General features: G+C 72.5%; 20 protein-coding genes. 1 reads left to right on the forward strand and 19 read right to left on the reverse strand.

The features are described 5' to 3' along the window. The 16 genes from QM595_RS16615 to QM595_RS16690 all read right to left on the reverse strand — a co-directional run bounded on the left by QM595_RS16615 (position 1) and on the right by QM595_RS16690 (position 17,349). Positions 1–1,386 (reverse strand): RsmB/NOP family class I SAM-dependent RNA methyltransferase, encoded by a 1,386-nt coding sequence (locus QM595_RS16615; protein WP_415172722.1) that lies wholly within the window; start codon positions 1,384–1,386, stop codon positions 1–3. Continuing rightward, positions 1,379–1,795, reverse strand: coding sequence for an MmcQ/YjbR family DNA-binding protein (locus QM595_RS16620; RefSeq protein ID WP_415172690.1), 417 nt, complete (start codon positions 1,793–1,795; stop codon positions 1,379–1,381). The genes QM595_RS16615 and QM595_RS16620 overlap by 8 nt, the downstream gene beginning before the upstream one ends. Continuing rightward, positions 1,792–2,715, reverse strand: a complete 924-nt coding sequence (fmt, locus tag QM595_RS16625; RefSeq protein WP_415172691.1) for a methionyl-tRNA formyltransferase — start codon at positions 2,713–2,715, stop codon at positions 1,792–1,794. The genes QM595_RS16620 and fmt overlap by 4 nt, the downstream gene beginning before the upstream one ends. A gap of 28 nt (positions 2,716–2,743) precedes the next feature. Beyond that, on the reverse strand, positions 2,744–3,286 hold the full coding sequence (gene def / locus QM595_RS16630) for a peptide deformylase (protein ID WP_415172692.1): 543 nt from the start codon (positions 3,284–3,286) through the stop codon (positions 2,744–2,746). 43 nt (positions 3,287–3,329) lie between these two features. Then, the gene (locus QM595_RS16635) at positions 3,330–5,528 is read right to left on the reverse strand and encodes a primosomal protein N' (protein WP_415172693.1); all 2,199 of its coding nucleotides are present in this window, start codon (positions 5,526–5,528) and stop codon (positions 3,330–3,332) included. 212 nt (positions 5,529–5,740) lie between these two features. Next, entirely contained in the window at positions 5,741–6,943 is a 1,203-nt protein-coding gene (gene metK / locus QM595_RS16640; RefSeq protein ID WP_415172694.1) for a methionine adenosyltransferase, read from the reverse strand. 78 nt (positions 6,944–7,021) lie between these two features. Next, positions 7,022–8,251 (reverse strand): bifunctional phosphopantothenoylcysteine decarboxylase/phosphopantothenate--cysteine ligase CoaBC, encoded by a 1,230-nt coding sequence (gene coaBC / locus QM595_RS16645; protein ID WP_415172723.1) that lies wholly within the window; start codon positions 8,249–8,251, stop codon positions 7,022–7,024. A gap of 38 nt (positions 8,252–8,289) precedes the next feature. Then, positions 8,290–8,625, reverse strand: a complete 336-nt coding sequence (gene rpoZ / locus QM595_RS16650; protein ID WP_415172695.1) for a DNA-directed RNA polymerase subunit omega — start codon at positions 8,623–8,625, stop codon at positions 8,290–8,292. 4 nt (positions 8,626–8,629) lie between these two features. Next, entirely contained in the window at positions 8,630–9,307 is a 678-nt protein-coding gene (gmk, locus tag QM595_RS16655; RefSeq protein ID WP_415172696.1) for a guanylate kinase, read from the reverse strand. Continuing rightward, the gene (gene mihF, locus QM595_RS16660) at positions 9,300–9,620 is read right to left on the reverse strand and encodes an integration host factor, actinobacterial type (RefSeq protein ID WP_415172697.1); all 321 of its coding nucleotides are present in this window, start codon (positions 9,618–9,620) and stop codon (positions 9,300–9,302) included. The genes gmk and mihF overlap by 8 nt, the downstream gene beginning before the upstream one ends. Before the next feature lie 100 nt (positions 9,621–9,720). Further along, positions 9,721–10,140: a hypothetical protein gene (locus QM595_RS16665; RefSeq protein ID WP_415172698.1), complete on the reverse strand. Its 420-nt coding sequence runs from the start codon at positions 10,138–10,140 to the stop codon at positions 9,721–9,723. Between the two features lie 40 nt (positions 10,141–10,180). Then, positions 10,181–11,002 carry an orotidine-5'-phosphate decarboxylase gene (gene pyrF / locus QM595_RS16670; RefSeq protein ID WP_415172699.1) on the reverse strand — a complete coding sequence of 274 codons (822 nt, stop codon included), beginning with the start codon at positions 11,000–11,002 and terminating at the stop codon, positions 10,181–10,183. Then, complete coding sequence (locus tag QM595_RS16675) at positions 10,995–12,110, reverse strand: quinone-dependent dihydroorotate dehydrogenase (RefSeq protein WP_415172700.1); 1,116 nt, start codon at positions 12,108–12,110, stop codon at positions 10,995–10,997. Before QM595_RS16675 ends, pyrF begins: the two co-directional genes overlap by 8 nt. Further along, a complete protein-coding gene (carB, locus tag QM595_RS16680; RefSeq protein WP_415172701.1) occupies positions 12,110–15,436 on the reverse strand; it encodes a carbamoyl-phosphate synthase large subunit in 3,327 nt (1,108 codons plus the stop codon). The genes QM595_RS16675 and carB overlap by 1 nt, the downstream gene beginning before the upstream one ends. A 1-nt stretch (position 15,437) precedes the next feature. Beyond that, positions 15,438–16,580, reverse strand: coding sequence for a glutamine-hydrolyzing carbamoyl-phosphate synthase small subunit (carA, locus tag QM595_RS16685; protein ID WP_415172702.1), 1,143 nt, complete (start codon positions 16,578–16,580; stop codon positions 15,438–15,440). A gap of 64 nt (positions 16,581–16,644) precedes the next feature. Continuing rightward, a complete protein-coding gene (locus QM595_RS16690) occupies positions 16,645–17,349 on the reverse strand; it encodes a lysostaphin resistance A-like protein (protein WP_415172703.1) in 705 nt (234 codons plus the stop codon). A 37-nt stretch (positions 17,350–17,386) separates the two neighbouring features. Here QM595_RS16690 and QM595_RS16695 point away from each other — a divergent pair, with 37 nt between their 5' ends. Beyond that, the gene (locus QM595_RS16695) at positions 17,387–18,532 is read left to right on the forward strand and encodes an NAD(P)H-binding protein (RefSeq protein ID WP_415172704.1); all 1,146 of its coding nucleotides are present in this window, start codon (positions 17,387–17,389) and stop codon (positions 18,530–18,532) included. Here QM595_RS16695 and QM595_RS16700 read toward each other — a convergent pair. The 3 genes from QM595_RS16700 to QM595_RS16710 all read right to left on the reverse strand — a co-directional run bounded on the left by QM595_RS16700 (position 18,472) and on the right by QM595_RS16710 (position 20,864). Beyond that, positions 18,472–20,130, reverse strand: a complete 1,659-nt coding sequence (locus QM595_RS16700; RefSeq protein WP_415172705.1) for an ATP-binding cassette domain-containing protein — start codon at positions 20,128–20,130, stop codon at positions 18,472–18,474. The genes QM595_RS16695 and QM595_RS16700 overlap by 61 nt on opposite strands. 111 nt (positions 20,131–20,241) lie before the next feature. Beyond that, entirely contained in the window at positions 20,242–20,628 is a 387-nt protein-coding gene (locus QM595_RS16705) for a type II toxin-antitoxin system VapC family toxin (RefSeq protein ID WP_415172706.1), read from the reverse strand. Beyond that, positions 20,625–20,864 (reverse strand): type II toxin-antitoxin system Phd/YefM family antitoxin, encoded by a 240-nt coding sequence (locus tag QM595_RS16710; RefSeq protein ID WP_415172707.1) that lies wholly within the window; start codon positions 20,862–20,864, stop codon positions 20,625–20,627. The genes QM595_RS16705 and QM595_RS16710 overlap by 4 nt, the downstream gene beginning before the upstream one ends. Positions 20,865–20,933: the final 69 nt, after the last annotated feature.

The following is a 20,933-nucleotide window of genomic DNA, read 5'->3' on the forward strand; positions in this document are numbered from 1 at the left end:
TCAGGGACCTCTCGCGGGGCGATCAGGGACCTCTCGGCGGATGAGGAGCGCCAGGAACATCGCATCGGTGCCGTGCCGGTGCGGCCAGAGCTGGCGGGTGCCGGGGAGGGGGCCGTCGGAGTCGGGTACGTCGGCCGCGGCGCCCGCCACCGGCGCCAGGGTGGCGTCCGGCCGGTCGGCCAGCACCGCCTCGACGACACCGCTGGTCTCGGCGAGGACCGGTGAGCAGGTGGCGTAGAGGACCGCGCCGCCGGGCCGGACCAGGTCGAGCGCGCTGGCCAGCAGCTCGCGCTGCAGCGGCACCAGCTCGTCGACGGCGGAGGGCGCCCGACGCCAGCGGGCCTCGGGCCGGCGGCGCAGCGCGCCTAGCCCGGTGCAGGGCGCGTCGACGAGCACCCGGTCGAAGGTGCCCGGCCGGAACGGTGGGCGGCGACCATCCGCGGCCACCACCACCGACACCCCGTTGCGGCGCACCAGCCCGGCGCGGTGCGGCTGGGCCTCGTTGGCGACGAGCACGGCACCGCGCTGTCCGGCCAGCGCGGCGAGCAGCGCCGCCTTGCCACCCGGGCCGGCGCACAGGTCCAGCCATCGCTCGTCCGGGCCGGCCAGCGGCGCCTGGGCCAATGCCAGTGCCACCAGCTGGGAGCCCTCGTCCTGCACCCCCGCTCGGCCCTCGGCCACGGCCGGCACCTCGGCGGGACTGCCGGAGTCGAGCACGACGCCATAGGGCGAGAGCCGGGTCGGCTCCCCCGGCAGCTCGGTCCGGTCCGAGAGCCCCGGCCGGGCCACCAGCATCACCCGCGGCGGCGCGTTGTCGGCGGCCAGCAGGTCGCCGAGCTCCGCCTCGCCGACCGCCTCGGCCAGCAGGTCCACCACCCAGCGAGGGTGGGAGTGTGCCAGCGCCAGCCGCTCGTGATCGTCGGCGGGTGCGAGCCGCTGCACCCACTCGGTCGACGACCGGACGGCGACCCGCCGCAGCACGGCGTTGGCGAACGAGCCCGCGCCGGCGCCCGACTTCGCCTTGACGAGGTCCACGGTGGTCGAGATCGCGGCGTGGTCGGGCACCCGCATCGAGAGCAGCTGATGAGACCCGAGCCGGAGCGCGTCGAGCACCTTCGCCTCGACCTTGGCCAGTGACCGGTCGACGCAGTCGGCCAGCACGGCGTCATAGAGGCCTCGCATCCGCAGCGTCCCCGAGACCAGCTCGGTGGCGAAGGCCGCATCGCGGCCGGTGAGGCCGTGCCCGGCCAGGGCGTGCGGCAGCACCAGGTTGGCGTAGGCGTCGTCCACCCGGACCGCGCGGAGCACCTCGAAGGCGGCCAGCCGGGCGGGATCGAGCGGTCGGCGTCCGCCGCGACGGCCCGGCGGGCGGCGGGGCTCACGCATCGCCATCGTCGAACTCGCGCACCAGCCGCTTCGGCGCCACCGCCCGCCAGGCGTCCTCGATCACCTCGCGCAGCTCCTCGACGGTGATCTCGCCGAGCCGCGACTGCTGGACGAGCACGGCGTTGTAGCCGTTGAAGTGTGGGATGGTGAAGAACGGCCCGTCGGCGGCCACCAGGCCGAGCTTGTCGGCCTCGGTCGGGGTGTGGATGACCAGCAGGTCGTCGTACTCCTCGCCGGTCTCGGGGTCGACGGCGGTCTTGTGCGGCTTGCGGTAGAGCACGAAGCCGCGGCCCTTGCCGCCGCGCGGCACCTTGTAGGTCGGTCGGTCGCCCCAGCTGATGCCGAGCTCGACCTCGGGCAGCGAGAGGCAGATCGCCTCGACGTCCTCGGGAGTGGCCGGTCGAGTCATGACCCGAAGGTAGCCCCGGGGGCGAGGTTGGCGCCTCTGGCCCAGTCGGCCGCCGGCATCTCCTTGCGGCCGAACGCCTTGAGCCGGCCCAGGCGTACGGCGGTGGTGGCGGTGCCGACCAGGACCTCCTGCTTGCGCACCAGGATCTCGCCGGGCGCCGCCCGCTCGTCGGTGAGCGTGACGGGCCCGAGCTTGACCCGCTCGCCGTCGAGGAGCGTCCAGGCACCCGGCGCCGGGGTGCAGGCACGGACGCGGCGGTCGACCGCGGCGGCCGGCTCGGTCCAGTCGACTCGGGCGTCCTCGACCTCGATCTTGCCGGCGATCGTGACGCCCTCGACGGGCTGCTCGCGAGCCTCGATCTCTCCGGACTCGATGCCGTCGAGGGTGGCGACCAGCAGGTGGGCGCCGCCCTCGGCGAGCCGGGCCAGCAGGTCGCCGGCGGTGTCGGTGGCCCGGATCCGCTCGGTCATCACGCCGAAGGTCGGCCCGGCGTCGAGGGCCGGGACGATCCGGAAGGTGGTGGCGCCGGTGAACTCGTCGCCCGCCCAGATCGCGTGCTGCACCGGCGCCGCGCCCCGCCAGTTCGGCAGCAGGGAGAAGTGCAGGTTGACCCAGCCGTGCCGCGGGATCGCCAGCGCGGCGGCGGGCAGCAGCGCGCCGTAGGCGACCACCGGGCAGCAGTCCGGCGCGAGCGCCGTCAGCTCGGCCTGGAACTCCGGGTCACGGGGATGGGAGGGCTTGAGCACCGGCACGCCGAGCTCCTCGGCCCGCTGTGCGACCGGGCTGGCCACGAGCCGTCGGCCGCGACCTGCCGCGGCGTCGGGGCGGGTGACGACGGCGACGAGCTCGTGACGCGAGTCGGCGAGCGCCTCAAGCGAGGGCAGCGCCACCTCGGGCGTGCCGGCGAAGACGCAGCGCACTACCTCGGCCTCGCTGCCACTCGGCCGGTCAACGGCCGAGCCCGAAGGTCGCGTGCGGACTGACCTTGACGATCGGCTTCGCCAGGCCGAACCAGTCCGACTCGCGGATCTGCTTCATCGCCGCCTTGCGGGACGCCTCGTCGAGCTTGTCGATGAACAGGATGCCGTCCAGGTGGTCGGTCTCGTGCTGGATGGCGCGGGCAAGCAGCTCCGAGCCCTCGATCACGACCGGCTCGCCGTGCATGTCGAAGCCACGGGCGACCACGGAGAGGGCGCGCCGGCAGTCGAATTTCAGGCCGGGCAGGCTCAGACAGCCCTCGTCGCCGTCCTGGATCTCCTCGGAGAGGGTGAGGTCGGGGTTGACGAGATAGCCGGGCTGGCCGTCGACGTACCACGTGAAGACCCGCAGCGGCACCCCGATCTGCGGCGCGGCCAGGCCGGCGCCGGGGGCGTCGAGCATGGTGTCGGTCAGATCCTCGACGAGCCGTCGCAGCTCCTTGTCGAAGTCGGTGACCGGTGCGGCCTTCTGCCGCAGCACCGGGTCGCCGAAGAGTCGGATGGGCTGGATCATCGGGGTCCCCGCGGGAGCGGTCTCGTGGGGTGAGGTGCCATGCTCAGAATCCTAGTGAGGGTGGGTCGACCTGAACCCGGACGGGGTCGAGCTTGCGGGCCGAGCGGACCCGCTGCAGCTCGCCCAGCGACCGGGAGAGGTCGGGTCCGGCCCGGTGCGGGACGCGTACGACGACGCGCCAGCTGTCCTCCTCGACCTCGATCGGCCCCAGCACCTCTGCGCCCGGCGGGGTGACGAGCAGGGTGAGCGCGTCGTCGACCGCCCCGGCGGCACCCGTGATGGTGGCGAGCCGGGAGGCGGGTGGCAGGTGCGCCTCGGTGCGGGTGGCCGACTCGCGGCGGGCGAAGCCGGGCTGGTCCCAGCGCAGCAGCGCCTGCAGCGCGGGCTGGGCCGGGTCGCCGACGGCGATGGCGCGGCCGCCGGGCCGGGCCAGGGCGACGGCGTTGCTCCAGCGGCGCAGCGCCTCCTCCTCGGTGCGCAGGTCGGGTCGGGACAGCAGCAGCCAGGTGTCGAGCAGCACCACGGCCGCGTAGTCGCCGACCGGCTCGGCGCCTGGCGTGGCCACCACGATGCCGGCCCCCTTCGGCACGCTGGCGAGCACCCGGTCGCCGGCCGAGGCGACGACCCGGGCGCCGGGAAAGGCCCGACCCAGCTCCTCTGCGGTCCGGCTCTCCCCCACGACCGGGGCGCGGAGGCCACGATGCTCGCAGACCGGGCAGGTCCACTGTGGCGCCGGCGTGCCGCACCAGGCGCACGAGGGTGGCTCGGCGCGGCTGGTCAGCCGGAGCGGGCCGGTACAGGGAAGGGCATGTCCCGCCGGCGGGGGCCACGGCGAGCGGCGCATCTGCGGCGCGGCTGGCAAGGCGCCTTCGCGAAGCGAGACCGGGGTTGTCTCGTGAGCGGGGGCAACGCCGCCAGGCGCCCGCGGGGCGTCGCGCAGCTGGCCGTCCGTCTGCGGGACATGCCCTTGGCACCGGGCGGGGGCGCGGCACCGCTCGCAGGCGAGCGCGGCGGCATAGCCGCGCCGGGGCGTCTGGACCAGCACCGGTCCGGCGGTGAGCGCGGTGCGGATGGTGTCGTAGACCTCTTTGGGGACTCGGGAGACCCGGGCCAGCGGGTCGCGCTCCAGCTCGAAGTCGGTCGCCCCGCTGATCGCGACCAGCACCTCGCGGGCCCGCGCCCGGGTCGGCGCGATCTCCTGCGCCCAGCCGGTGGTCAGCAGCTGCTCGGCCTCGACGGTGCGGGCGAAGCCCGCGACGAGGGCGGCGGCGCCCTCGCGCTCGGCGCGCAGCAACAGCGTCTCACGGGCGTGGGGGTAAGGCGCGCGGGGCTCGGCGTGGAGGTCGTCGCCGTCGTCCCAGATCGCCACCAGGCCGAGGTCGTGGATCGGCGCGAAGGCTGCCGCTCGGGTCCCGATCGCGACTCTCACCGCCCCGCGGGAGATGGCGAGGAAGGCGCGGTAGCGGGCGGCCGGGCCGGCGTCGGCGGTGAGCGCCACGTGCTGGCCCGGGCCCAGCACCTCCGTCAGCGCTGTCGAGAGCCGGGCCACGTCTCTGCCGTCGGGCAGGCAGGCTACGGCGCCGCGGCCGCTGCTCCGCACTGCGGCGAGGGCATGGGCGAGCAGCAGCGGCCAGTCGGCGCCGGGGGCGGCGTGCCACACGGCTCGCGGCGAGCCACCGGTGGCCAGGTGGCGCAGGAACGCCTCGGCGGGCTCGTGACCGGCCCAGGCGGCCAGGGTCGCCGCCGGGTCGACCCCGCGAGGCGGCGGCGGCGGTGTCGGCTCGGCCTCGGTCGCCGCGTGCCTGGGCGGCACGGCCAGCCGGAGCAGGTCGGCTCGGGTGCCGGCGTACCGCTCGGCGAGGTCGGCGGCCAGGCCGGCGATGGCCGGTGAGAGCACCGGCTCGGGGCTGACCACGCGGCGCAGCGGGGTCAGCCGGCCCTCGTGCTCGGAGGCCTCCGACCGGGCGACGACGAAGCCGTCGACGTCCTTGCCCGCGAAGCGCGCCTTGACCCGCACCCCGGGCATGGCGGCGTCCGCGAGTGAGACCGGCACGGCGTAGTCGAAGGTCCGGTCGAGGTGGGCGAGCGGCACGTCGAGCAGCACCCGCGCGACCGGAAGGTGGTCGGTGATCGCCGCCTCTGCCTGGTTGCGGGCTCGGGTGGCCCGGGCCTTGGCCCGTCCCTCGGCGACCTTGTCCCGGACGAGCCCGGGCAGCTCGAGGGCAGGCTCGTCGGGACTCATGCGCGCAGTTCTACCAGTGCCGGCCGACACCCCGCCGAGTCGGCAGAAGTGCAGGTCCAGAAACGGCCGAGTCGGCACAAGTGCAGGTCCACAACAAGCCGAGTCGGCACAAGTGCAGGCTCGCGGCCTGCACTTCTGCCGACTCGAGGTGTCTCAGAGCTGCACTTCTGCCGACTCGAGGTGTCTCAGAGCCGCACTTCTGCCGACTCGCGTCAGACTCCGGCGGCGGCCTTCAGCGCCTCGGCGCGGTCGGTCTTCTCCCAGGTGAAGTCGGGCAGCTCCCGGCCGAAGTGGCCGTAGCGCGCGGTCTGGGCGTAGATCGGGCGGAGCAGGTCGAGGTCGCGGATGATCGCGGCGGGGCGCAGGTCGAAGACCTCGAGCACGGCGGCCTGGATCCTCTCCACCGGTACCGTCTCGGTGCCGAAGGTCTCCACGAAGACGCCGACCGGGTGGGCCTTGCCGATGGCGTAGGCGACCTGGACCTCGGCACGACGGGCCAGCCCGGCCGCGACGATGTTCTTGGCAACCCAGCGCATCGCATAGGCGGCGGAGCGGTCGACCTTCGACGGGTCCTTGCCGGAGAAGGCGCCGCCGCCGTGGCGGGCCATGCCGCCGTAGGTGTCCACGATGATCTTGCGGCCGGTCAGGCCGGCGTCGCCCATCGGGCCGCCGACCACGAAGCGCCCGGTCGGGTTGACCAGCAGCCGGTAGTCGTCGGAGGGCACCGAGGCCTTGAAGGACTCCAGCACCGGCTCGATGACGTGCTTCTTGATGTCGGGAGCGAGCGTCTTCTCCAGGTCGATGTCCTCGGCGTGCTGGGTGGAGAGCACGACGGTGTCGATGCGGACCGGCCGGTTGTCGTCGTCGTACTCGATCGTCACCTGGGTCTTGCCGTCGGGGCGCAGGTAGGGCAGCGTGCCGTCCTTGCGGACCTCGGCGAGCCGCTCAGCCAGCGTCTGGGCGATCTTGATCGGCAGCGGGTAGAGCTCGGGGGTGTCGTCACAGGCGTAGCCGAACATCAGGCCCTGGTCGCCAGCACCCTGCTTGTCGAGCTCGTCGGCGGAGGACTCGACGCGCTCCTCGAAGGCGTCGTCGACGCCCTGGGCGATGTCGGCCGACTGCGCGCCGATGGCGACCTGGACGCCGCAGGAGTTGCCGTCGAAACCCTTCTCGGAGGAGTCGTAGCCGATCTCGAGGACCTTCTCGCGCACCAGCTGCGCCACCGGCGCGTAGGCGTCGGTGGTGACCTCGCCGGCCACGACCACCAGGCCGGTGGTGAGCAAGGTCTCGACCGCGACCCGGCTCTTCGGGTCGTGGGCGAGGAGATAGTCAAGCACCGTGTCGCTGATCTGGTCGGCGATCTTGTCGGGGTGCCCCTCGGTCACCGACTCCGAGGTGAACAGACGTCCGGTCACGATCCAACTCCCTATCTACGGGTCAGGTTCCAGTCGTAGGTTAGAGGAGACTGTCCACTCCTCGGACGGCCGTCTCGGTCAATGGCTGGTCAGACGTGCGGCGACCTGGTCCCAGATGACATGGGCCAGGAGTCGCTTGGAGCCCAACGGCACGTCGTACGACGTCTCGTCGGCGCCCAGGATGACGGCCTGATTGTCGGGGCTGCCGAAGACCGCTCCCCCGCTGACGTCGTTGACGACGAGCAGGTCGCACCCCTTGCGGGCCAGCTTGGCGCGGGCCAGGTCCAGCACGCTGCCGGTCTCGTCGCCAGTCTCGGCGGCGAAGCCGACGATGACGCTGTCGGGACGGGGCCGGTGGTGGCTGATCTCGGCCAGGATGTCGGGGTTCTGGGCGAGCTCGATCGTGGGCGCCGAGCCGTCGGCGGCCTTCTTGATCTTGGCGTCGCTGACGCTGGTGGGCCGGAAGTCGGCTGGCGCCGCCGCCATCACCACGGCGTCGGCCCCGGCCGCGGCCGCGACCACCTCGTCACGCAGCTGCGCGGTGGTCTCGACGCGGACCACCTTGACGCCGGCCGGGTCTGGCAGCGTCACATTGGCGGCCACCACGGTGACCTCGGCACCGCGGGCGGCGGCGGCGCGGGCGAGTGCGTAGCCCTGCAGCCCGCTGGAGCGGTTGCCGAGGAAGCGGACCGGGTCCAGATACTCCCGGGTGCCGCCGGCGCTGACCACCACCTGGCGGCCGGCCAGGTCAGGGCGCAGCGGGCCGCGGTCGAGCACCTCGACGCAGAGCTCGAAGATCTCGGCAGGGTCGGGCAACCGGCCCTTACCGGTGTCCTTACCGGTCAGCCGGCCCTCGGCGGGCTCGATGACGATGGCGCCCCGCTCGCGGAGCGTGGCGACATTAGCCTGGGTGGCGGGGTGCTCCCACATCTCGGTGTGCATCGCGGGCGCGAACACCACCGGGCAGCGGGCGGTGAGCAGCACGTTGGTGAGCAGGTCGTCGGCGAGGCCGTGGGCGGCCCGGGCCAGCGTGTTGGCGGTCGCCGGGGCGACCACGACGAGGTCGGCCTGCTGGCCGATCCGCACGTGCGGCACCTCGGTGATGTGCTCGAAGACCTCGGTGGCGATCTCCTTGCCGGACAGCGCCGCCCAGGTCGGTGCGCCGACGAACTCCAGCGCCGTCCGGGTCGGCACCACGGTGACGTCGTGGCCGGACTCGGTGAGCCGCCGCAGCAGCTCGGCGGCCTTGTACGCCGCGATGCCGCCGCAGACCCCCAGAACGACCGTCGGCCGCCTCCCCGCGGGGATGGCGGCCGTCGGGTCGGTGACCTGGCTCAGCGGATCGCTCACTCAGCGTCGGGGAAGGGTGCGGCCTTGGCCGTGGAGGCAGCACGACCCGCCTCCGCGGCGGCCAGCTCGGCCGGGTCGACGTCCTCACAGGTGAGCAGGTCGTCGTTGATCTCGCGCAGCGCGATCGAGAGCGGCTTCTCCTGGACGTGAGTGTCGACCAGCGGGCCGACGTACTCCAGCAGGCCCTCGCCGAGCTGGGAGTAGTAGGCGTTGATCTGGCGGGCGCGCTGGGCGCTGTAGAGCACCAGCTTGTACTTGCTGTCGGTCTTGGACAGCAAGTCGTCGATCGAGGGGTTGGTCACGCCCTGGGCGTCGATCTCGGGGGCAGCCACGAACTCAGGCCTCACTTCGTCTGGGCTGGAAGGAACTTCCCGCCTCCGGCGGGGGGCTCGGGGTGCCGAGCGTCATCAAGGCTACCAACTCCTCCGCGGCAGCGTGAACTTCGCGATTGACGATGACGACGTCGAACTCCGCGGAGGCGGCCAGCTCCCCACGGGCGGTCTCCAGGCGGCGCTCGCGCTCCTCCTCGGTCTCGGTGCCCCGGCCGACCAGGCGTCGTACCAGTTCCTCCCAGTCCGGCGGGGCGAGGAAGACGAAGAGCGCCTCAGGCATGGTGTCGCGCACCTGACGCGCGCCCTGCAGATCGATCTCGAGCAGCGCCGGCCGGCCGGCGTCGAGCGCCTCCTCGACCGGCTTGCGAGGGGTGCCGTAGCGGGCCACCTTGTGGACGACCGCCCACTCCAGCAGCTCGTCCGCGGCGATCATGCGGTCGAACTCCTCCTCGGAGACGAACCAGTAGTGGACGCCGTTCTGCTCGCCGGCGCGGGGCTTGCGGGTGGTCGCGGAGACGGAGTACCACACCTCCGGGTGGTGGGCCCGGACATCGGCCGCGACGGTGCCCTTGCCGACCGCCGTCGGCCCGGCCAGCACGACCAGGCGCGACCTGGTGGGCCGGTCGCCGGTCTCAGAGCGTGTTTGAGAACTCGGAAGCGCCGGCTCCGCGTTCTCAGCCACGCCCGGCGAACTCCTCTTCGAGGGCGGCGATCTGCTTGTAGCCCAGTCCCCTGACCCGCCGGCTCTCGGCGATGCCGATCCGGTCCATCAGCTGGCGGGCGCGGACCTTGCCCAGGCCCGGCACCGAGGTGAGCAGGTCGAGCACCCGCATCTTGCCGATGGCTTCGTTCGTCTGGCCCTCCTCGATGACGTCGAAGATGGAGCCGCCGGAGTGCTTGAGGCGGTTCTTCACCTCGGCCCGCTCCCGTCGGGAAGCGGAGGCCTTCTCGAGGGCCGCCTGGCGCTGTTCGGGCGTGAGAGGGGGCAGAGCCACGTGCGTCAGGTCCTTGTCCGGGTCGGGCTGGCTGGTCCGGCTCAACCTAGCCGCCACCACCGGCGAGGGCAACGAGAGGTGTGCCCTGTTGGCGGAACCTCTACAGCGTCAGCGGGGTGTGGCAGACGTCGCGTGCCTGCTGCTCGACTGCCTGCAGCGCGTCCTTCGTCGGCTGGCTGGCGAGCCGGTCGGCGGCGGCGGTGATGCGCTCCTGCTCGGCCTTGCCGAGTCCTGCCGGCGGGTGGGCGGGATCGTATGAACCCGAGTCGATGCCCGCGTCGTCCAGCGCCGTGCGCAGCCCGTTGAGCGCGTCGACGACCGTCCGCCAGTCCTCTCGGATGTCCTCGGGCGCCTTGACCTGGAACTCCTCGAAGGTGCCCAGCCCCGCCAGCAGGCCGTGCTCGTCGACGGCGCGGGTCAGCTCCTGCTGGTGCTCCTTCACGGTGCCGCAGTAGGCGTCGTACGGGTCCTTGCTGCAGCCGCTGAGCACCGTCACCGTGAGTCCCACCGCGACGGCCACGTGCGCCGCTGCTCGCCGACGTGTCACGGGTACGACGGGCTCAGCCGCGCAGCTCGTCGTTGGTGCGCCGCGCCGCGTCGCGCAGCGCGGCCACGTCGGGGCCGTGCCGGAGCAACCCGCGCGAGGAGCTGGGCAGCACGGTGAGCGAGCCGAAGATGCGGCGGATGTCGGCCGGGGTGCCGCCCTGCTCACCGAGGCCGGGGGCCAGGATCGGACCGCCGAAGTCGATGTCCTCCTCGGCGTCTCCGATGGTCGCGCCGATGACGGCGCCGAAGGAGCCCAGTGCCCCGGCGGCGCGGGCGTCGGCGTTGAGCCGGCGCAGTCCGTCGAAGATCCGCTGCGCCACCGTCTCGCCGGTGCCCACGCGGGCCGACTGCACCTCGGGGCCCTCCTTGTTGGAGGTGAGCCCCAGCACGAAGACGCCGGCGCCGTGCTTGGCGGCGGTGTCGAACATCGGCGTCAGCGACCCGAAGCCGAGAAAGGGGCTCGCCGTGACCGCGTCGACGGCCAGCGGGCTCGACGGGTCGAGATAGGCCTCGGCGTAGGCCTGGGAGGTGGAGCCGATGTCGCCGCGCTTGACGTCGAGCAGCACCAGGGCGCCCGCCGCCCGCGACTCCGCGATCACCCGCTCCAGCACCGCGACGCCGCGGGAGCCGAACCGCTCGTAGAAGGCGCTCTGCGGCTTCACCACGCCAACGTGCGGAGCGAGCCCCTCGACGGCGGTCAGCGCGAACCGCTCCAGGCCGGCGACGTCGTCGGCCAGCCCCCATTCGTGCAGCAGCGTGGCGTGCGGGTCGATCCCGGCGCACAGCGGGCCGCGGTCGGCCACCGTCGCGGCCAGGCGCTCCCCGAAGCTAGTCATCAGTCATTCCCTCCGTCAGCGACCGAGCGATCCGGCGCGGCCATAGCGGGCCCTCGTAGATGAACGCGGTATAGCCCTGCACCAGGTCGGCCCCGGCAGCGAGCCGGGCCCGGGCGTCCTCGGGCGTGGTGATCCCGCCGACGCCGACCAGGGTGAGCCGGTCGCCGACCCGCTCCTTGAGCAGCCGTGTCACCGCCAGCGCGCGATCGGTCAGCGGCCGGCCGGAGAGGCCACCGGCACCGACCTCCTCGATCTCGCTGGGATGGCTGCGCAGCCCGTCGCGACTGATCGTGGTGTTGGTCGCGATGATGCCGTCGAGGCCGAGGGCCAGCGCCAGGTCGGCGACGGCGAGCACGTCCTCGTCGGCGAGGTCGGGGGCGATCTTGACCAGCAGTGGCACCCGCTTGTCGGTCGCCGAGTCCGCGGTACGCCGGACATGGGCCAGCAGCGGCTCCAGCCGCTCGACCGCCTGCAGCGAGCGCAGCCCCGGGGTGTTGGGCGAGCTGACGTTGACCACCAGATAGTCGGCGTAGGGCGCCAGCAGCCGGGTGGACTTGCCGTAGTCGGCCTCGACTGCCGCCTGGTCGTCCTCGGGCACCACCTTGGTCTTGCCGATGTTGACGCCCAGCACCGGTGAGCGGGCGCAAACTGACACCGAAGGCGCGCTGACCGGACGCAAACTGACGTCGCGAGCCGCGAGCCGCGCGGCGACCACCTCGGCGCCGTCGTTGTTGAACCCCATCCGGTTGACGACCGCCCGGTCGGAGACCAGCCGGAACAGCCTCGGCCGAGGGTTGCCGGGCTGCGGCTCGGCAGTGACGGTGCCGATCTCGACGTGGCCGAAGCCGAGCGCCGCCAGTGCGTCGATGCCGACGGCGTTCTTGTCGAAGCCCGCCGCCAGGCCGAGCCGGTTGGCGAACCGCAGCCCCATGGCCTCCACGTGTCCGTTTGCGTCCGCTCGGCGCGCCTTCGGTGTCAGTTTGCGTCTGTTCACCGTGTGGAGGGCGGGGCCGGCGGCACGGATCGCCCGGAAGGCGGCCTGGTGGGCGTCCTCCGGGTCCTGCTTGGACAGCACGTGCTCGAAGAGCATCCGGTAGGGCCTGCCCATCAGCGGGCCTTGATCGAGGCTGACCAGTCCTGCAGCGACCGCACGTCGATCGAGCCACGCTCCATCGCCTCAATGCCCTGCACCGCCGCGCCGAGCCCCTGCACGGTGGTGATCTGCGGGATGCCCGCCATCACCGCGGCGGTGCGGATCTCGTAGCCGTCCATCCGGGCGCTCTTCGCCGAGGAGGCGCCGTTGGGGGTGTTGATGACCAGGTCGACCTCGCCGTCGAGGATCATCTGGACGGTCGTCTTCTCGCCCTCCGGCCCCGGGCCGTCGAAGTGCTTGCGCACCACCCGCGCGGTGACGCCGTTGCGGCGCAGCACCTCGGCGGTGCCCTGGGTCGCCAGGATCTCGAAGCCGTGGTCGGCGAGGACCTTGATCGGGAAGATCATGGTGCGCTTGTCGCGGTTGGCCATCGAGACGAACACCCTCCCTCCGCCCTCCTTCGACGCCAGTGGCAGCGGCCCGAACGCGCCGGCCTGCGACTTGGCGAAGGCCCGGCCGAAGTCGGCGTCGAGCCCCATCACCTCGCCGGTCGACTTCATCTCCGGACCGAGCACGGTGTCGACCTGGGCGCCCTCCGGCGTACGGAACCTGTTGAACGGCAGCACCGCCTCCTTGACCGCGATCGGCTGGTCGACCGGCAGCGTGCCGCCATCGCCCTCCGCAGGAAGCACGCCGGCGGCGCGCAGCGAGGCGATCGACTCCCCCAGCATCAGCCGGGCGGCCGCCTTCGCCAGCGGCGTCGCGGTCGCCTTGGACACGAACGGCACCGTCCGCGAGGCCCGCGGGTTGGCCTCCAGCACGTAGAGCACGTCGGAGCCGAGCGCGAACTGGATGTTGATCAGGCCGCGCACCCCGACGCCCTCGGCGATGGCCAGGGTGGCCTCGCGGATCCGGGCGATCTCGGCGTCGCCGAGCGTGATCGGCGGCAGCGCACAGGACGAGTCGCCGGAGTGCACCCCGGCCTCCTCGATGTGCTCCATGACGCCGCCGAGGAAGAGATCCGCGCCGTCGTAGAGCGCGTCGACGTCGATCTCGACGGCGTCGTCGACGAACTTGTCGACCAGCACCGGCCGGTCCGGGGAGACCTCGGTGGCCGCCTCAATGTACGACGCCAGCGCCTCGTCGTCGTAGACTATCTGCATACCGCGCCCGCCCAGGACGTACGACGGCCGCACCAGCACCGGGTAGCCGATCTCGGCCGCGATCGACCGGGCCTCGGGGAAGGTGGTCGCCATGCCGTGCTTGGGCGCCACCAGGCCGGCCTCGGCCAGCACCCGCCCGAACGCGCCGCGCTCCTCGGCGAGGTTGATCGCCTCCGGCGAGGTGCCCACGATCGGCACGCCGTTGTCCTTGAGCGCCTGGGCCAGGCCGAGCGGGGTCTGGCCGCCGAGCGAGGCGATCACGCCCACGACCGGACCGGCCTGCTGCTCGGCGTGGACGATCTCCAGCACGTCCTCCAGCGTCAGCGGCTCGAAGTAGAGCCGATCGGAGGTGTCGTAGTCGGTGCTCACCGTCTCCGGGTTGCAGTTGACCATGACCGTCTCGTAGCCGGCCTCGGAGAGCGCCATCGAGGCGTGCACGCAGGAGTAGTCGAACTCGATGCCCTGGCCGATCCGGTTGGGGCCGGAGCCGAGGATGATCACCGCCGGCCGCTCCCGGGGCGCGACCTCGGTCTCCTCGTCGTAGGAGGAGTAGTGGTACGGCGTCCTGGCGGCGAACTCGGCGGCGCAGGTGTCGACGGTCTTGAAGACCGGCCGGATGCCCAGCGCGTGCCGGACCCCGCGCACCACGTCGGCGGACATGCCTGCCCCCGCGATCGAACGGAGCTCGCCGATCTGGACGTCGGAGAAGCCGTGCCGCTTGGCCAGCCGCAGCACCGCCGGGGTCAGCTCCGCCGCGGACATGATCTCGCCCGCGACCTCGTGGATGAGGAAGAGCTGGTCGACGAACCAGGGGTCGATCTTGGTCGCCTCGAAGATCTCCACCGGCGTCGCGCCGGCGCGGATCGCGTCCATGACCAGCCCGAGCCGGCCGTCGGTCGGCACCCCGATCCGGGTCAGCAGGTCGGCGCGGTCGCCGGGCTCGCCGGCCCAGGAGAAGACCGCCTCCTTCCTCTCCAGGGAGCGCAGCGCCTTCTGCAGCGCCTCGGTGAAGTTGCGGCCGATCGCCATCGCCTCGCCGACCGACTTCATGTGGGTGGTCAGCACCGGGTCGGCGCCGGGGAACTTCTCGAACGCGAACCGCGGCACCTTGACGACCACGTAGTCCAGGGTCGGCTCGAAGCTCGCGGGCGTCTCCCGGGTGATGTCGTTGCGGATCTCGTCCAGGGTGTAGCCGATGGCCACCTTCGCCGCGATCTTGGCGATCGGGAAGCCGGTCGCCTTGCTCGCCAGCGCGGAGGACCGGGAGACCCGCGGGTTCATCTCGATGACGATGAGCCGGCCGTCCTCGGGATTGACCGCATATTGGATGTTGCAGCCGCCGGTGTCGACGCCGACCGCCCGGATGATGCCGATCGCGAGGTCGCGCATCTTCTGGTACTCCCGGTCGGTGAGCGTCATCGCCGGCGCCACCGTGATGGAGTCGCCGGTGTGGACGCCCATCGGGTCGAGGTTCTCGATGGAGCAGACGATCACGACGTTGTCGGCCGTGTCGCGCATCACCTCGAGCTCGTACTCCTTCCAGCCGAGGATCGACTCCTCGAGCAGCACCTCGGTGGTCGGGCTGGCCGCCAGGCCGGCGCCGCCGATGCGGCGCAGGTCGGCCTCGTCGTAGGCCATCCCGGAGCCGGCGCCGCCCATGGTGAAGGAGGGCCGCACCACCATCGGGTAGCCGAGCTCCTCGGCCGCGGCCAGCAGATCCTCCAGCGAGTGGCAGACCACCGAGCGGGCGGACTCGCCGCCGAGCTCGTCGACGATCTTCTTGAACTGCTCGCGGTTCTCGCCGCGGTCGATGGCCTCGATGGAGGCGCCGATCAGCTCGACGCCGTACTTCTCCAGGACGCCGTTCTCGGCGAGCGCGACCGCGCAGTTGAGGGCGGTCTGGCCGCCCAGCGTGGCCAGCAGCGCGTCGGGGCGCTCCTTGGCAATGACCTTCTCGACGAACTCCGGGGTGATCGGCTCGACGTAGGTGGCGTCGGCGAACTCCGGGTCGGTCATGATCGTGGCGGGGTTGGAGTTGACCAGCACCACACGCAGGCCCTCGGCCTTGAGCACCCGGCAGGCCTGGGTGCCGGAGTAGTCGAACTCGCAGGCCTGGCCGATAACGATCGGGCCGGAGCCGATCACCAGGACGGAGGAGATATCGGTGCGCTTGGGCATGTCAGACCTCCTTCCGATCTTCCATGAGCGAGACGAAGCGGTCGAAGAGGTACGCCGCGTCGTGGGGTCCGGCGGCCGCCTCGGGGTGGTATTGCACCGAGAACGCCTTGAGCCGGCCGTCCTCGTCGCGCAGCTCCAGGCCCTCGACGCAGTCGTCGTTGAGGTTGACGTGGGAGACCGTGGCGACGCCGTACGGCGTGGTGGTGGCCTCGCCGATCGGCGCGTCGACCGCGAAGCCGTGGTTGTGCGCGGTCACCTCCACCTTGCGGGTGGTCAGGTCCATCACCGGCTGGTTGATGCCGCGGTGGCCGTATTTCAGCTTGTAGGTGCCGAAGCCGAGGGCGCGGCCGAAGAGCTGGTTGCCGAAGCAGATCCCGAAGTAGGGGACGTCGCGGGCCAGTGCCTGCCGCAGCAGCTCCACCTGACCGGTGGTGGCCGCCGGGTCGCCCGGCCCGTTGGAGAAGAACAGCCCGTCGGGCTCGACCGCGAGCACGTCGTCGAGGGTGCTCGTCGCCGGCAGCACGTGCACCTCGATCCCCCGCTCGGCCATCCGCTCCGGGGTCATCTCCTTGATGCCGAGATCGAGGGCAGCGACGGTGAGCCGCCGCTCCCCCTGGGCCGGGACGACGTACGCCGCATCGGTGGAGACCGCCTCGGAGAGGTTGGCGCCGCTCATCTCCGCGCTCTGCCGCACCTTCGCCAGCAGCGTCTCGGCGTCGGCATGAGTGGAGATGCCGACCCGCATCGCGCCGCGCTCACGCAGGTGCCGGGTCAGCGCGCGGGTGTCGACCCCGCTGATGCCGACCACGCCCTGCGCTCGCAGCTCGTCGCCGAGGGAGCGCCGTGAGCGCCAGTTGCTCGGCACTCGGGCGGGGTCGCGCACGACATAGCCGGCGACCCAGATCCGACGCGACTCCGGGTCCTCGTCGTTCATGCCGGTGTTGCCCACGTGCGGGGCGGTCATCACCACGACCTGGCCGTGGTAGGACGGGTCGGTCAGGGTCTCCTGGTAGCCGGTCATGCCGGTGGAGAACACGGCCTCGCCGAAGGTCTCGCCCTCGGCCCCGAAGGACTCCCCATGGAAGGTGCGGCCGTCCTCGAGGACCAGGACCGCGGGGGTGTTGCTATAGGCAGGCAGAGCCACGCCGTACCTCCTTCTCCGCCTCACGGGACGGCTCCTTAAAGGATGTCGGACGCCACCGACACTATCAGCCCCCGCCCCCGAACCAGGACCCGGTGACGACGACCGGGAGGATCAGCAGCGTCACCATCGTCCAGCTCGCGTGGCAGGCCACCGCCGAGGCGACCCGGCCGGTGCGGACCCGCAGCAGCGCCGCGACCAGGCCCAGCGGCACCGAGGCCAGCACCAGGGCCAGTGAGCCGGTCGCGGCGGTGACGGCGGCGTAGCAGACCGTCGAGGCGATCACGGGGCGAGGCAGCCAGTCGACCACCGCGCCGCGGAAGATCACCTCCTCGCTGGCGCCCACGACCAGCGCGGTCACCAGCACCGGGGCGAAGACGTCCGGCTCGACCCGGCCGATCACCGCCTCGATCGAGTCGGCCACCAGCGGGATCTCCTGCGCGACCGCGGCACCGAGGCAGTAGACCGCGCCGAGGCCGGTGCCGGCGAGCAGGCCGTGCCCCACCCCCTGCCGCGGGCCGAGCAGCGCTGGCGACCGCGGTCGCGCCGTCAGCGTGCCGCCGAGCAGCCACACCAGCGCGAGCGCGCCGGAGGCGAGATAGAAGCCGGGCTGGTCGTAGTCGAAGGCGAAGGTCGCGTGCAGCGCCAGCGCACCGGCACCGAGCACCACGACGCGGAGCGCCCAGGTGGCCGGCGTGGCCGTGGTCCACGGGGTTGGCTCGCCGATCGCTCTTGACCCCCGGTGGCTCGCGGTGTGGGAATGGAGTGCCATTCAATCGCGCCGAGGCTGGCGCAGGAAAGAGTGCGACATGGTGGCGTTCGTGAGCGGCGCGTCCGGATATCTCGGGTCCCGGCTGATCCCGGAGCTGTTGGACCGGGGTCACCCGGTGACGGCCGGGCTCCGCGATCCCGACCGCGCCGATCGGTACTCCTGGGCGGACCGGGTCGACGCGGTCGCCTTCGACATCACCGATCCCGAGACCGTGCGAGACGCGCTCGCCGGCTGCACGATCGCCTACTACCTGGTGCACTCGATGGCGGGCCCGGACTTCCGTCGCAAGGACGCCGAGGGCGCGGAGCGGTTCGCGCAGGCCTGTGCCGAGGCCCAGGTGAGGCAGGTCGTCTACGTCTCCGGCCTGGTGCCGAACGGCGAGCTCTCCGACCATCTCGCCTCGCGGCTGGAGGTCGAGCGGATCCTGCTCGGTGGCGCGGTGCCGGCGCTGGTGCTGCGGGCCGCCGTCATCGTGGGCGCCGGGTCGACCTCCTTCGAGCTGATCCGGCGGCTGGTCGAGCGGCTGCCGGTGATCCCGGTGCCGGCGTGGATGCACTGCCAGGTGCAGCCGGTGGCGGCCGAGGACGTGGTGAGCACGCTGGCCGACCTCGCCGACGCCGTCGCTCGTGGGGAGATCCGGCGCGGTCACCACGATCTGGGCGGACCGGACCGGCTCGACTATCCGGATCTGATCGCGCTGGTGGCCGAGGAGCTGGAGCTGCCACGTCCGCAGCTGCCGTTCCCGGCCATCCCGCAGGCGCTGGCCGGACACGCCGCCGCGCTGCTCACCGGCATCCCCCGGAGCACCGTCGTCGAGCTGTTCAAGAGCCTGCGTCACGACATGGTCTGCGAGCCGGACGCGGTCCTCGGCACGCTTCCCGTCGCCGAGGCGGTACGACGCGCGCTCGCCGAGGAGCACACCGGCACCGCCGCCCGGGGCGACCGGCAGACGATGGCCGACTCCGACCCCGAGTGGGTCGGCGGCACCGTCGAGGTCGACCCCAGCGGCGTACGCCGTCATCGGCACCGCTCCGCCGTCGGCCAGGCGGTCTTCGTGGCCTCGGCCGCGGTGGGCCTGGGAGTCATCGTGGGGACCACCGCGGCCCGCTCGGCCCGCCGGCTTCAGCGCCGGATGACCACCTTCAACGCCTTGGTGTCCGCGGCGTTGCCGAAGGTCTCGTAGGCGTCGAGCCGCAGCTCACGGCCCTCCCAGTGCCGGCGCAGCCAGCGGTCGTGGCTGGCGGCCACCACGGTGCCGAGGCTGCGGCCGATGGCCTCCTCCAACTCCCCGGCGAGCGTGAGGGAGAGATGGTTGGTGGGCTCGTCGAGGAGCAGCAGGTCCGGGCCGGTGGCGACCACGAGCGCCAGCGCGACCCGGCGCCGCTGGCCAACGCTGAGGGCGCCGACCGGTCGGCCGAGGTCGCGGGGGTGGACCAGGCCGAGATGACGGAGCGGCTGCTCGGCGGCGTACTCCTCGCCCAACGTCTCCCGGTAGAGCTGCTGCGGGGTGCGGCGCGGGTCGGGGAAGATCGGGTCCTGCGTCAGCTCCGCGACGCGTCTGGCGGTGACCTGGACCGTGCCGCCGGTCGGCGTGATGCGGCCGGCCAGCACGCCGAGCAGGGTGGACTTCCCGGAGCCGTTCGGGCCGGTGACGAGCAGGTGTTCGCCGGCTACGAGGTCGAGCCGGTCGAGCCGCAGCCGGTCGGCGACGACCAGCCCCCGGATCAGGACCACGCGGCCGCTGCCGGCCGTCGCCAGCTCCGTGCTCAGCCGCAGCGGCGAGGGCGGCTTGCGCACCTGCGCCTCCTCGGCCTCCGCGAGCCGGCGCTGAGCGTCCCGCTTGCGCCGGGCGAGGGTCTTCTCGACCTGCTGGCCCTTGAACCCGTAGCTGAGCTTGTCGTTGTCGGTCGGGCCGCGGTCGTGGGCGATCGCGCCGGTGCCGATCCGGGTCGCGGCACGGAGTCGCTTGAGCTCCTCCTGCTGCTCGGCGTAGGTCTGCTCCCAGCGCTGCCTCGCCGCCGACCTGGCCTCCTCGTAGGCGGTCCAGCCGCCGCCGAACCGGCGACCGCCGTCGCCGTCGGTTCCGAAGGCGGTGGGATCGAGGTCGACCAGGTGGGTGGCGGCCTCGTCGAGGAAGACCCGGTCGTGGCTGGCGAGGAGCACCACGCCGGGCAGGTCGCGGATCAGCTCGACCAGCACCGCCACCGCGTCGTCGTCGAGATGGTTGGTCGGCTCGTCGAGGAGCAGCGCGTCGGGTCGCCGGGTGATGGCGGTCGCCAGCGCTAGCCGGCTGCGCTGGCCACCGGAGAGAGTGCCGATCCGGCGCCCGTCGTCGAGGCCGGCCAGGCCGAGCCGGTCGGCGGCCAGCAGGGCGCGCCGGTCGGCGTCCCAGGCGTCGTGGGCGACCGCCCAGTCGAGGATCTCGGCGTACTCTCGCGCCGCCTGCTCGTCGGTGAGCCGGTCGGCGAGCGCCTCGACGCGGGCGACCGCCTCGCGCAGCGGTCGCAGCGTGGTGGCGAGCACGTCGGCCACGGTGTCGTCGTCGCCGAACGGCGGCTCCTGTGGCAGCCAGACGAGGTCGGCCGGTGCCGCGATGGCGCCGGTGACCTGGGCGTACGGCGGCAGCGTGCCCGCGATCGCCCGCAGCAGGGTGGACTTGCCGGTGCCGTTCTCGCCCACCAGCGCGACCCGCTCACCCGGGCTGGCGGTCAGGTCGATGCCGCTCAGGACGGGTCCGGAGCGGAAGGCGACGGTGAGGTCGGTGACGACGATCGGCTGCATGCGCTGGTCTCTCCGGGACGAGGAGGACCCGCCGGGCTCTGCCCAGGGCACCGAAGGTGCGGCCGCGGACGCGGGTCGGTTCAGCGCGAGATCAGCATGATGACAGCGAGTCTAGTCAGGCCAGATCGCGAAGTCGAGCTGATTGCGGAGCCGCCGGTCCTTGGTCAGCAGCCGCACCCCGGCGGCTCGGGCGTTGGCAGCGATGAGCCGGTCGAACGGGTCGCGGGTGAAGGCGAAGGTCTCGGTCGCCGCCTCGGCCGCGACGGCGGCGAATGGCGTGGCGTCGACGGTCAAGCCGAGTTCGCGCGTCAACCACGCGAGAATCTCCGTCGGCTCGGGATTGATCCTGCCGCTCTCCTTCAGCCAGGTCAGCTCGAGTGCGGCCATCGGGGACGCGGTGAGCTGCTCGCTGTCGAGCAGATCACGCGCCCCGTCGCCGAGCCTCTCCGGCTTGCCCTCGTAGAGCCAGACGAGCACATGCGTGTCGACGTGGATCAAGGGTTGAGCGCCCGATCTGGATCCCAGTCGTAGACCTGGAGCTCGGCGAGATCGTCCGGATCGCCGTTGACGACGCCCTCGCGTCGCACCAGCCTCGACAGCTTGCTCTCCGGCGGGGTCGACACGACCCGCAGGATCCTGCCGTTGCGCTTGATCTCGAGCGGCTCACCCGTCTCGAGCACTCGATCGAGCAGACGGAAGATGTCCGCCCGCAACTGCGTCGCCGTCACTGCCATGCCTCCACGATAGGTCGATATGTACATGTCGACAACCAAATGCGTACATGTCAGTGGGAGCGCCCCAGC

The sequence above is a fragment of the Nocardioides sp. genome, assembly GCF_047607185.1.
In the GTDB taxonomy this organism is placed as follows: domain Bacteria; phylum Actinomycetota; class Actinomycetes; order Propionibacteriales; family Nocardioidaceae; genus Nocardioides.